At 40.5% G+C, this 14,834-nt stretch carries 1 protein-coding gene; it reads right to left on the reverse strand.

Going from position 1 to position 14,834, the window contains the following annotated elements; translation table 11 throughout:
• Nucleotide 1: 1 nt before the first annotated feature.
• Complete coding sequence (locus O1450_RS09975; protein WP_269228299.1) at nucleotides 2–14,518, reverse strand: YDG domain-containing protein; 14,517 nt, start codon at nucleotides 14,516–14,518, stop codon at nucleotides 2–4.
• Between the last annotated feature and the right edge of the window lie 316 nt (nucleotides 14,519–14,834).

Below are 14,834 nucleotides of genomic sequence, written 5' to 3' on the forward strand. Positions count from 1 at the left end.
ATTAAAAATTCCCCGTTAAGGTGTGAATACCATCCATGTTGATACCATCACCAATAATTTCTATTTCGATGTTATCCGACTGTTTTGGTTTATTTGCTTGTGGAGCAAAATGAATCGCTCGCTGATATGGATTACCTAATAAATCTTGCCAAATTGAGAGATTAGGTTGGCTCGGTTTTTCAGGTCCGATAGGTGGTTTTGGATCGACCAATGGCGCTTCAATTTTCAACATTCCAGCAGTAAATGTCAGATCATAGTTCTGATCATGACCACTGACCTGATTCTGATAGTTCCCTGTTGAAATGGCGCTTGCACCTGTCGCCGTTACATTTGTTAAAACTTCAGCACGTTCCCCATTCACTAAGCCTTGAGCAGTGAAACCATTGACTTGTTGTTGCTGACCGTTATAAGTCGTCGTTAAACTATTACCAATGACTTGTGCTTTGGCTTTTGCAATATTCGCTTGAGTCTGACTATTCGCTTGTAAGCTATAGTTCGCTGCATCTGTACCCGTTAAATTACCTGATACATTTACAGTTTTATTCGAACCTGCATTTTTATCTGCAAATTGTCCTTGCGCATTCAGGTTGACTTGGTCACCTGTGATCAAACCATTCAAGCTGCCATTCACGATCGCACTGGTTGTACCGTCGTAAACTTTATCCTGAGCTGTCAATACACCTGTAATTTGTTTCTTGCTGATACTCGCTTGAGTCTGACTATTCGCTTGTAGGCTATAGTTGCCTGCATCTGTACCACTTAAATTACCTGATACATTTACATTCTTGTTTGAACCTGCATTTTTATCCGCAAACTGTCCTTGCGCATTTAGGTTGACTTGGTCACCTGTGATCAAACCATTCAAGCTGCCATTCACGATCGCACTGGTTGTACCGTCGTAAACTTTATCCTGAGCTGTCAATACACCTGTAATTTGTTTCTTGCTGATACTCGCTTGAGTCTGACTATTCGCTTGTAGGCTATAGTTGCCTGAATCTGTACCACTTAAATTACCTGATACATTTACATTCTTGTTTGAACCTGCATTTTTATCCGCAAACTGTCCTTGCGCATTCAGGTTAACTTGGTCACCTGTGATCAAACCATTCAAGCTACCATTTACAATTGCATTGGTTGTACCATCATAGACTTTATCTTGAGCAGTCAACACGCCTGTAATTTGCTTCTTGCTGATGTTAGCCGTCACTTGCCCATTGGTGGTGAGTTCATAGTTGCCTGCATCCAATCCAACCAAGCTACTTGAAGCTGTGACAACTTTATTTTGACCTGCATTTTTATCTGCAAATTGTCCTTGCGCATTCAGGTTAACTTGGTCACCTGCAATCAAACCATTCAAACTACCATTTACAATTGCATTGGTTGTGCCATCGTAAACTTTATCCTGAGCTGTTAATACGCCTGTGACTTGTTTCTTGCTGATATTGGCTTGTGCAGATGTATTCGCTGCAAGATCGTAGTTGTTTGCATCTGTACCCGTTAAATTACCTGATACATTTACATTTTTATTCGAACCCGCATTTTTATCCGCAAACTGCCCTTGTGCATTCAGGTTAACTTGGTCACCTGCAATCAAACCATTCAAACTACCATTTACAATTGCATTGGTTGTGCCATCGTAAACTTTATCCTGAGTAGTAATGCTGCCCGTGATTTGTTTCTTACTGATGTTAGCCGTCACTTGTCCAGTGGTGGTGAGTTCATAGTTGCCTGCATCCAATCCAACCAAGCTACTTGAAGCTGTGACAACTTTATTTTGACCTGCGTTCTTATCTACAAACTGTCCTGTTGTACCCACACTGACTTGATCGCCTGTAATCACATCACTTGCATTCAAGCTACCATTTACAATTGCATTGGTTGTACCATCATAGACTTTATCTTGAGCAGTAATGCTGCCTGTAATTTGTTTCTTGCTGATGTTGGCAGTCACTTGTCCAGTGGTGGTGAGTTCATAGTTGCCTGCATCCAATCCAACCAAGCTACTTGAAGCTGTGACAACTTTATTTTGACCTGCGTTCTTATCTACAAACTGTCCTGTTGTACCAACACTGACTTGATCGCCTGTAATCACATCACTTGCATTCAAGCTGCCATTCACGATCGCACTGGTTGTACCATCGTAAACTTTGTCTTGAGCAGTGATACTACCTGTGATTTGCTTTTTACTGATATTAGCTTGTGCGGATGTATTGGCTGAAAGATCGTAATTACCTGCATCTGTACCCGTTAAGTTTCCTGATACATTTACATTTTTATTCGAGCCAGCATTTTTATCCGCAAACTGTCCTTGTGCATTTAAATTAACTTGGTCACCTGTAATTAAGCCGTTCAAGCTACCATTTACAATTGCATTGGTTGTACCATCGTAAACTTTATCCTGAGCAGTAATGCTGCCTGTAATTTGTTTCTTACTGATGTTGGCTTGTGCGGATGTATTCGCTGCAAGATCGTAGTTGCCTGCATCTGTACCACTTAAATTACCTGATACATTTACATTCTTGTTTGAACCTGCATTTTTATCCGCAAACTGTCCTTGCGCATTCAGGTTGACTTGGTCACCTGAAATTAAACCATTCAAGCTACCATTTACGATCGCACTGGTTGTACCATCGTAAACTTTGTCCTGAGCAGTCAATACACCTGTAATTTGCTTCTTACTGATGTTGGCGGTCACTTGTCCATTGGTGGTAAGTTTATAGTTGCCTGCATCTAATCCAACCAAGCTACTTGAAGCTGTGACAACTTTATTTTGACCTGCATTTTTATCTGCAAATTGTCCTTGCGCATTCAGGTTAACTTGGTCACCTGCAATCAAACCATTCAAGCTGCCATTTACGATCGCACTGGTTGTACCATCGTAAACTTTGTCTTGAGCTGTCAATACGCCTGTAATTTGCTTCTTACTGATACTCGCTTGAGTCTGACTATTCGCTGCAAGATTGTAATTACCTGCATCTGTACCACTGAGATTACCTGATACATTTACATTCTTGTTTGAACCTGCATTTTTATCCGCAAACTGTCCTTGCGCATTTAGGTTGACTTGGTCACCTGTGATCAAACCATTCAAGCTACCATTTACAATTGCACTGGTTGTACCATCGTAAACTTTGTCTTGAGCTGTCAATACACCTGTAATTTGCTTCTTGCTAATATTGGCAGTCACTTGCCCAGTGGTGGTGAGTTCATAGTTGCCTGCATCCAATCCAACCAAGCTACTTGAAGCTGTGACAACTTTATTTTGACCTGCGTTCTTATCTACAAACTGTCCTGTTGTACCCACACTGACTTGATCGCCTGTAATCACATCACTTGCATTCAAACTACCATTTACAATTGCACTGGTTGTACCGTCGTAAACTTTGTCCTGAGCTGTCAATACACCTGTAATTTGTTTCTTGCTGATATTGGCAGTCACTTGTCCAGTGGTGGTGAGTTCATAGTTGCCTGCATCCAATCCAACCAAGCTACTTGAAGCTGTGACAACTTTATTTTGACCTGCGTTCTTATCTACAAACTGTCCTGTTGTACCAACACTGACTTGATCGCCTGTAATCACATCACTTGCATTCAAACTACCATTCACGATCGCACTGGTTGTACCATCGTAAACTTTATCTTGAGCAATAATGCTGCCCGTGATTTGTTTCTTGCTGATATTGGCTTGTGCGGATGTATTCGCTGCAAGATTGTAATTACCTGCATCTGTACCACTTAAATTACCTGATACATTTACATTCTTGTTTGAACCTGCATTTTTATCCGCAAACTGTCCTTGCGCATTTAGGTTGACTTGGTCACCTGTAATCAAACCATTCAAGCTGCCGTTTACAGTCGCACTGGTTGTACCATCGTAAACTTTGTCTTGAGCTGTTAATACACCTGTAATTTGTTTCTTGCTGATACTCGCTTGAGTCTGACTATTCGCTTGTAGGCTATAGTTGCCTGCATCTGTACCACTTAAATTACCTGATACATTTACATTCTTGTTTGAACCCGCATTTTTATCTGCAAATTGTCCTTGTGCATTCAGGTTGACTTGGTCACCTGTAATCAAACCATTCAAGCTGCCATTCACGATCGCACTGGTTGTACCGTCGTAAACTTTGTCCTGAGCTGTTAATACGCCTGTGATTTGTTTCTTGCTGATGTTGGCAGTCACTTGTCCAGTGGTGGTGAGTTCATAGTTGCCTGCATCCAATCCAACCAAGCTACTTGAAGCTGTGACAACTTTATTTTGACCTGCGTTCTTATCTACAAACTGTCCTGTTGTACCCACACTGACTTGATCGCCTGTAATCACATCACTTGCATTCAAACTACCATTTACAATCGCATTGGTTGTACCATCGTAAACTTTGTCCTGAGCTGTTAATACACCTGTAATTTGTTTCTTACTGATGTTGGCTTGAGTCTGACTATTCGCTTGTAAGCTATAGTTCGCTGCATCTGTACCACTTAAATTACCTGATACATTTACATTTTTATTCGAGCCAGCATTTTTATCCGCAAACTGTCCTTGCGCATTCAGGTTGACTTGGTCACCTGTAATCAAACCATTCAAGCTGCCATTCACGATCGCACTGGTTGTACCGTCGTAAACTTTGTCCTGAGCTGTTAATACGCCTGTGATTTGTTTCTTGCTGATGTTGGCAGTCACTTGTCCAGTGGTGGTGAGTTCATAGTTGCCTGCATCCAATCCAACCAAGCTACTTGAAGCTGTGACAACTTTATTTTGACCTGCGTTCTTATCTACAAACTGTCCTGTTGTACCCACACTGACTTGATCGCCTGTAATCACATCACTTGCATTCAAACTACCATTTACAATCGCATTGGTTGTACCATCGTAAACTTTGTCTTGAGCAGTGATACTACCTGTGATTTGCTTTTTACTGATATTAGCTTGTGCGGATGTATTCGCTGCAAGATCGTAGTTGTTTGCATCTGTACCACTTAAATTACCCGATACATTTACATTCTTGTTTGAGCCTGCATTTTTATCTGCAAATTGTCCTTGCGCATTCAGGTTAACTTGATCACCTGTGATTAAACCATTCAAACTACCATTCACAATTGCACTGGTTGTACCATCGTAAACTTTATCTTGAGCTGTCAATACACCTGTAATTTGCTTCTTGCTGATATTGGCTTGTGCAGATGTATTCGCTGCAAGATCGTAGTTGTTTGCATCTGTACCAGTTAAATTACCTGATACATTTACATTCTTGTTTGAACCTGCATTTTTATCGGCGAATTGTCCTTGCGCATTCAGGTTAACTTGGTCACCTGTGATCAAACCATTCAAACTACCATTGACGATCGCACTGGTTGTACCATCGTAAACTTTATCTTGAGCTGTCAATACACCTGTAATTTGTTTCTTGCTGATACTCGCTTGAGTCTGACTATTCGCTTGTAGGCTATAGTTGCCTGAATCTGTACCACTTAAATTACCTGATACATTTACATTCTTGTTTGAACCTGCATTTTTATCCGCAAACTGTCCTTGCGCATTCAGGTTAACTTGGTCACCTGTGATCAAACCATTCAAACTGCCATTCACAATCGCATTGGTTGTACCATCGTAAACTTTGTCCTGAGCAGTCAATACACCTGTAATTTGCTTCTTACTGATGTTGGCGGTCACTTGTCCATTGGTGGTAAGTTTATAGTTGCCTGCATCTAATCCAACCAAGCTACTTGAAGCTGTGACAACTTTATTTTGACCTGCATTTTTATCTGCAAATTGTCCTTGCGCATTCAGGTTAACTTGGTCACCTGCAATCAAACCATTCAAGCTGCCATTTACGATCGCACTGGTTGTACCATCGTAAACTTTGTCTTGAGCTGTCAATACGCCTGTAATTTGCTTCTTACTGATACTCGCTTGAGTCTGACTATTCGCTGCAAGATTGTAATTACCTGCATCTGTACCACTGAGATTACCTGATACATTTACATTCTTGTTTGAACCTGCATTTTTATCCGCAAACTGTCCTTGCGCATTTAGGTTGACTTGGTCACCTGTGATCAAACCATTCAAGCTACCATTTACAATTGCACTGGTTGTACCATCGTAAACTTTGTCTTGAGCTGTCAATACACCTGTAATTTGCTTCTTGCTAATATTGGCAGTCACTTGCCCAGTGGTGGTGAGTTCATAGTTGCCTGCATCCAATCCAACCAAGCTACTTGAAGCTGTGACAACTTTATTTTGACCTGCGTTCTTATCTACAAACTGTCCTGTTGTACCCACACTGACTTGATCGCCTGTAATCACATCACTTGCATTCAAACTACCATTTACAATTGCACTGGTTGTACCGTCGTAAACTTTGTCCTGAGCTGTCAATACACCTGTAATTTGTTTCTTGCTGATATTGGCAGTCACTTGTCCAGTGGTGGTGAGTTCATAGTTGCCTGCATCCAATCCAACCAAGCTACTTGAAGCTGTGACAACTTTATTTTGACCTGCGTTCTTATCTACAAACTGTCCTGTTGTACCCACACTGACTTGATCGCCTGTAATCACATCACTTGCATTCAAGCTACCATTTACAATTGCATTGGTTGTACCATCATAGACTTTATCTTGAGCAGTAATGCTGCCTGTAATTTGTTTCTTGCTGATGTTGGCAGTCACTTGTCCAGTGGTGGTGAGTTCATAGTTGCCTGCATCCAATCCAACCAAGCTACTTGAAGCTGTGACAACTTTATTTTGACCTGCGTTCTTATCTACAAACTGTCCTGTTGTACCAACACTGACTTGATCGCCTGTAATCACATCACTTGCATTCAAGCTGCCATTCACGATCGCACTGGTTGTACCATCGTAAACTTTGTCCTGAGCAGTAATGCTGCCCGTGATTTGTTTCTTACTGATGTTGGCAGTCACTTGTCCAGTGGTGGTGAGTTCATAGTTGCCTGCATCCAATCCAACCAAGCTACTTGAAGCTGTGACAACTTTATTTTGACCTGCGTTCTTATCTACAAACTGTCCTGTTGTACCAACACTGACTTGATCGCCTGTAATCACATCACTTGCATTCAAACTACCATTCACGATCGCACTGGTTGTGCCATCGTAAACTTTGTCTTGAGCTGTTAATACACCTGTAATTTGTTTCTTGCTGATACTCGCTTGAGTCTGACTATTCGCTTGTAGGCTATAGTTGCCTGAATCTGTACCACTTAAATTACCTGATACATTTACATTCTTATTTGAACCTGCATTTTTATCCGCAAACTGTCCTTGCGCATTCAGGTTGACTTGGTCATCTGAAATTAAACCATTCAAGCTACCATTTACAATTGCATTGGTTGTACCATCGTAAACTTTGTCTTGAGCAGTGATACTACCTGTAATTTGTTTCTTGCTGATGTTGGCTTGAGTCTGACTATTCGCTTGTAAGCTATAGTTCGCTGCATCTGTACCAGTTAAATTACCTGATACATTTACATTCTTATTTGAACCTGCATTTTTATCCGCAAACTGTCCTTGCACATTTAGGTTAACTTGGTCACCTGTAATCAAACCATTCAAACTACCATTTACAATTGCATTGGTTGTACCATCGTAAACTTTGTCCTGAGCAGTGATACTACCTGTAATTTGTTTCTTGCTGATACTCGCTTGAGTCTGACTATTCGCTTGTAGGCTATAGTTGCCTGCATCTGTACCACTTAAATTACCTGATACATTTACATTTTTATTCGAACCTGCATTTTTATCTGCAAATTGTCCTTGCGCATTCAGGTTAACTTGGTCACCTGTGATCAAACCATTCAAACTACCATTGACGATCGCACTGGTTGTACCATCGTAAACTTTATCTTGAGCTGTCAATACACCTGTAATTTGTTTCTTGCTGATACTCGCTTGAGTCTGACTATTCGCTTGTAGGCTATAGTTGCCTGAATCTGTACCACTGAGATTACCTGATACATTTACATTCTTGTTTGAACCTGCATTTTTATCTGCAAACTGTCCTTGCGCATTTAGGTTGACTTGGTCGCCTGTGATTAAGCCATTCAAGCTGCCATTCACAATCGCACTAGTTGTGCCATCGTAAACTTTATCCTGAGCAGTAATGCTGCCCGTGATTTGTTTCTTGCTGATACTCGCTTGAGTCTGACTATTCGCTTGTAAGCTATAGTTCGCTGCATCTGTACCACTTAAATTACCTGATACATTTACATTCTTGTTTGAACCTGCATTTTTATCTGCAAATTGTCCTTGGGCATTTAGGTTGACTTGGTCGCCTGTGATTAAGCCATTCAAGCTGCCATTCACAATCGCACTAGTTGTGCCATCGTAAACTTTATCTTGAGCAGTCAACACGCCTGTAATTTGCTTCTTACTGATATTAGCTTGTGCGGATGTATTGGCTAAAAGATCGTAATTACCTGCATCTGTACCCGTTAAGTTTCCTGATACATTTACATTCTTGTTTGAACCTGCATTTTTATCTGCAAATTGTCCTTGCGCATTTAGGTTGACTTGGTCACCTGTAATCAACCCATTCAAGCTACCGTTTACAATCGCATTAGTCGTACCATCGTAAACCTTGTCTTGAGCGGTGATGCTGCCTGTGATTTGTTTCTTGCTGATACTCGCTTGAGTCTGACTATTCGCTTGTAGGCTATAGTTGCCTGAATCTATACCACTTAAATTACCTGATACATTTACATTCTTGTTTGAACCTGCATTTTTATCTGCAAATTGTCCTTGCGCATTCAGGTTAACTTGGTCACCTGTAATCAAACCATTCAAGCTACCATTTACAATTGCACTGGTTGTACCGTCATAGACTTTGTCTTGAGCAGTGATACTACCTGTGATTTGCTTCTTGCTGATGTTAGCCGTCACTTGTCCAGTGGCGGTGAGTTCATAGTTGCCTGCATCCAATCCAACCAAGCTACTTGAAGCTGTGACAACTTTATTTTGACCTGCGTTCTTATCTACAAACTGTCCTGTTGTACCCACACTGACTTGATCGCCTGTAATCACATCACTTGCATTCAAACTACCATTTACAATCGCATTGGTTGTACCATCGTAAACTTTGTCCTGAGCGGTGATGCTGCCTGTGACTTGTTTCTTACTGATGTTAGCCGTCACTTGCCCATTGGTGGTGAGTTCATAGTTGCCTGCATCCAATCCAACCAAGCTACTTGAAGCTGTGACAACTTTGTTTTGGCCTGCGTTCTTATCGACAAATTGTCCTGTTGTACCCACGCTGACTTGATCGCCTGTAATCACATCACTTGCATTTAAGCTACCATTTACAATCGCACTGGTTGTACCGTCGTAAACTTTGTCCTGAGCTGTTAATACACCTGTAATTTGTTTCTTGCTAATGTTGGCTTGAGTCTGACTATTCGCTTGTAGGCTATAGTTGCCTGAATCTATACCACTTAAATTACCTGATACATTTACATTCTTGTTTGAACCTGCATTTTTATCCGCAAACTGTCCTTGCGCATTCAGGTTAACTTGGTCACCTGTAATCAAACCATTCAAGCTACCATTTACAATTGCACTGGTTGTACCGTCATAGACTTTGTCTTGAGCAGTGATACTACCTGTGATTTGCTTCTTGCTGATGTTAGCCGTCACTTGTCCAGTGGCGGTGAGTTCATAGTTGCCTGCATCCAATCCAACCAAGCTACTTGAAGCTGTGACAACTTTATTTTGACCTGCGTTCTTATCTACAAACTGTCCTGTTGTACCCACACTGACTTGATCGCCTGTAATCACATCACTTGCATTCAAACTACCATTTACAATCGCATTGGTTGTACCATCGTAAACTTTGTCCTGAGCGGTGATGCTGCCTGTGATTTGCTTTTTACTGATATTAGCTTGTGCGGATGTATTCGCTGAAAGATCGTAATTACCTGCATCTGTACCCGTTAAATTACCTGATACATTTACATTTTTATTCGAACCCGCATTTTTATCTGCAAATTGTCCTTGCGCATTTAGGTTGACTTGGTCACCTGTAATTAAACCATTCAAACTACCATTTACAATTGCACTGGTTGTGCCATCGTAAACTTTATCCTGAGCTGTTAATACGCCTGTGATTTGTTTCTTGGCAATATTAAGTGAACCATTTTCATATACGATATTATAGTTCGTAGTTGATGCTGCTCCAGCTACAGTGTTGGTATAACTACCTGCATTTCGATCGCTCGCACCAGAAGCAGTAACACCACTAAAGATATTTGCTTGATTGTTTGCATCATTGCCTTTCAAGCCTGCAATCGTAAATCCAGCAACATTTTGTACCTGACCATTATAGGTCGTTGCTAGGCTATTTCCTTTAATTGTGGCAGTGGCTTTAGTAATGATATATGTGCCATTTACAAAGGTGAGATCGTAATTTTTATCGCCTTTTGCAGCATTACTATAAGCAACAGCATGTACATAGTTTCCAGCATCTTTACGTGTTGCAACAGCATTTACTGCGAGAACAGATTCAGTTTCCCCATCAACTAAGCCATCAGCACGGAAACTATTAATTTGTTGGTTAAAACCATTATATTCACGTGTTTCATCCAGTGCGTAAACCGTTGCTTTCTTTTTATTAATGACAAACTTGCCATCAACATACGCGATGTCATAGTTTTTGGTACTGCTATTTTCGCCTGTCACCTTATTGGTATAAGTTCCTGCATCTTTACCCGAAGCACCTGTTATCGCGATATTTCCAAGTAAGGACTCAGCTTCCCCATTCACCAATCCATCAACCCTATAATGTGGATTATTAACTGATTGAGTTTTACCGTTATAGATTGTTGAATCACTATTTCCAGTAACGGTCACCTTAGCTTTATTAATCGTTAAAGTGCCTTCATTGCCAATGAAATCATAGCCATGTTGGTTATCACTATAATAAATCGCTTTATAAAGACCCGCATCCGTTCCACTGGTTTGACCATTGGCAGTATATTTGCTGCTGTCTAATCCCCATACATCAGCAAAGTGTTGTTCTTTGCCTGTATAGGTTGTGGTCTTATCCGTAACAGATAAATCCTTAGTCGTCAAAAAGCTGCGTAGTAAAGGTACGCTCAAACCATCATAAATACGCCATGCCGTCTGTTTTCCTCCTAATTTGCTATCAGCATCAAGGAAAGTAAATTTAGACGCATCTTTCATTTCAGCATTGGTCAAACCAGAACTTGCACTACTCCCTGCGCTGGCATTTTGCAGCGTGGTCTCTTTATTCCAGTGACCATTACTCACGGTTGCGTTGTTATTATTTCCAACTAAACCACCAACCAGACTATTCCCTGTAACACGCCCAGTGGCATAGGCATTTTGGATCGTTGCTTGGTTTTGGTTACTTCCCACTAAGCCCGCAACATTACTCAATCCACTGACAGCACCAGTTGCATAGGTATCTTTAATGATTGCATTTTGATTAGTACCGACCAGACCACCAACCTGATTCTGACCTGTCACTTGACTGGTTGAATATGCACTTTCTATTTTTGAACCATCTTGTTGCTGTCCAACCAATCCACCCACAGCATCACCCGTACCTACAACCGATCCAGTACTATAAATGCTATAAAGTTGTGAACTCTGTGTACTGCTTCCAACGACAGCACCGACATGGTTTTGACCTTTGATATTGCTATTCACGACACCAAAGTTTTTAAGATTGGCGTTCTGAATATAGCCAAATAAGCCAACGTTATCCGTGGTTTCACGAGAAATATATAAATCTGAAATTTGATGACCTAAACCATCTAATTTACCTGTAAAAGCGTGACTACTATCACCAAGCGGATTAAAGCCAATACCAGTTGCATCACCCCAAAATTGTGAGTTTTTGGCATCAATGTCATTACCCAGTAGGTAATTACCTGCAAGGTTTTGATTTATGTTTTGTAGTTGATTTAGATTTTGGATAACGCTGTAGTAACCGCCCAATTGATCTTGTTTGTTAACGACTTGGTTTGGACCAATATGATCTTTAAAATACGGCGTGGTTTGATTATCAGCATTTGCCCAAATTTTATCAAAATCAAAGCCAATAAACTTATTCGCATTGAACATTTCATCGCTGGTCAAACCACTGGTATTCGCACTACCTGAGCTGGTATCTAATCCTGTTTTATTCTTATCCCAATAACTATTACTTACTACACCCTGAACATTTTTACCGAGTAAACCACCGACTGTTGTCGCCCCTGTCACTTTTCCAAGTGCATAGGTATTTTCAATCTTTGCAGCAAGGTTTTCTCCAACCAAACCACCGACACGATCAGTACCTGTAACCGCTCCAGTCGCATAAGCATTTTTAACCTCGGCGTCATAATAGTTATTTCCAACTAAACCACCGACATTTTGCTCACCAGTAACTGCCCCTGTTGCATAGGCATTATTGATTGTGCCGCCATGATTGTTATCTCCAACTAGACCACCAACAATATCAGTACCCTTCACATTTCCAGAGGCATAGACATTCTCGATAACTGCACCATCATTACCCCCAACTAAACCACCAATATAGGTTGAGTTTTGTGCGCCAGTGACATTCCCCGTCGCATAAGCATTTTTAATAGTACTGCCATCAAAGTTTCCTCCGACTAGACCACCAACAGTTCCGTAACCTTGAACCGATCCCGTATTAAATACATTCTCAACCACACTCTGATGTGTACTTTGCCCGACCAAACCGCCAACAAAACTGTCACCAATCACTGAACCGCCAACCAAACCGACGTTACGAATGACAGCCCCATCAATATGCCCAAACAATCCAACGTCATAACTATAGGGGCGATTGATCGTGAGATGACTCACTGTATGCCCTAAACCATCAAAACGTCCTGTAAAATAATCAAATTCATTACCAAGTGGATTAAAACCTTTTTCGTCTCCAACACCCCAATCTTTGGTCACCGTCGCATCAATATCTGTTCCAAGTACGTAATTACCTGCCAGTGCATTATTGATATTTTGTAAAGCCTGCAAATCAGTCACGACGTTATAATCAATACGTTTGCTGACATCCGTACCTTTTTGTGTACTAAAATTTTGCCCTGCTTTTAAATTTATCTTCGCGCCATTTTTAATATAATAATTGGCACTCTCACTACCATTTTGCCCATATAACAACACCACTTTACCATCTTGGTTTTGTGCAGTAATACTGGCATTCACATTAATATCGTTATGTGCTTTTAGCGTCAGTGTGGTGTCTTTATTCCATGTAACTGCCGCATTAACATTGATATCACCCTTTTCTGACCCAGCATTTTGTGTTTCCAAAATGACCGAGGTACTGTTCAAATTATTTTGTAATGTCGTAGCGCCAATACCACTACCCGTTTGAGCAGCCGAGCCAGCATTAATACTAAAATCAGTTGGGTCGATCAGCCATGTTCCTGTTTTACCCCCATCAGATAAAGTCGAAACTTGTGTGCCATCTGCAATTTTCACCTGTGCCGCACTGGTTTCAATAAAACCACCTGCCTGACCATTGCGACCTTCTGATTTTAAAATACCACTGACATTGGTTGTGCCTTGTTGCATATCCGCAAGCAAAACAATTTCACCTTTGGCATTCTGACCCAAACGATTGGCTTCAATAATACCGCTATGATTCACCACGGCTTTGCTTAAGCTATCTTTGGCTTTTGCAGTTAAATAAATTGCGCCATTATTGGCAAGAATCGCGCCACGGTTATCAATCAGACCTTGCAACGTCCCAATTTCAACTTTGTATTCAGTCAGTTGACCATCTTGTAATTTTAAAGTGACTTGATCTGCTGCGGTTAAATGAATAACACCATTATGGGCCTGAATCTGCCCTTCGTTGATGACTGTTGGTGCAATAAAAGCAACAACGCCACCATTGGCAATAACCGAACCATAGTTCTCAACACTGGCAGCATTAGATTGATTTTTAAGGGTAAAATTCCCACTAATAATATCACTATCAGTGACATTCAGTGTTGATGCAACAATCCCACCGACATTGACTTGTGCTGTTTTAGAAAAAATCACACCATTCGGATTCAATAAAAAAACTTGCCCGTTGGCATTCAGTTTCCCCATGATTTGACTTGCGTTACTATCCAAAACACGATTCACCGCAATCGAAGATGTATTTGGCTGATAGAAATTGACCGTCGCATTTTGTCCAATGTTAAACGTATCCCATTGAATGCCTACGTTTTGACTATTTTGATGGACATTTAACGTATTATTATTTTGACTGACTTGTGCTGAACCCACAGTGACACTGCCACCTGTTGGCAATTGTACATCAGATACTCCCGCCCAAAGCGAAATCGGTAGCAGCGCTAAACTTAATAAAGATAAACGTAGGGTCTGAAACCAAGTTTTTGTCTCTTTAACATGCCCTGTCACCGTTGAACTCTGACCGCCTCGAGAATGACTTCGTGTTAATTCCGAAGTCACCTGCCAACAACCTAGACTCTTATTCCATACTGTCTTATAGACTTTATTCATCTCTACGCTACCCCAGAACTAAATATCAGCGCTCAATTTTAAATTTCCATTTCATTTTAATTTTCAACAAAATGGACGCAAAAAAAATAATTTATGTGTCTTTGATATCATTTTAGATAAAACAAAGATAATAAAAGCACATTATTTTTAAATAATAAGCACATTTAAAAATAACAAATACCAAAACACATAAAATCAGCACAAAGATACAATATTTATATTTATTTTAAAACCATATTATTTTCAAATTAATACTAAATATATAAAATTAAAATAAATGATAATTTAAGATAAAGTTTAAAGACACACTTCAAAA

The sequence above is a fragment of the Acinetobacter sp. TR11 genome, from assembly GCF_027105035.1.
GTDB lineage: Bacteria > Pseudomonadota > Gammaproteobacteria > Pseudomonadales > Moraxellaceae > Acinetobacter.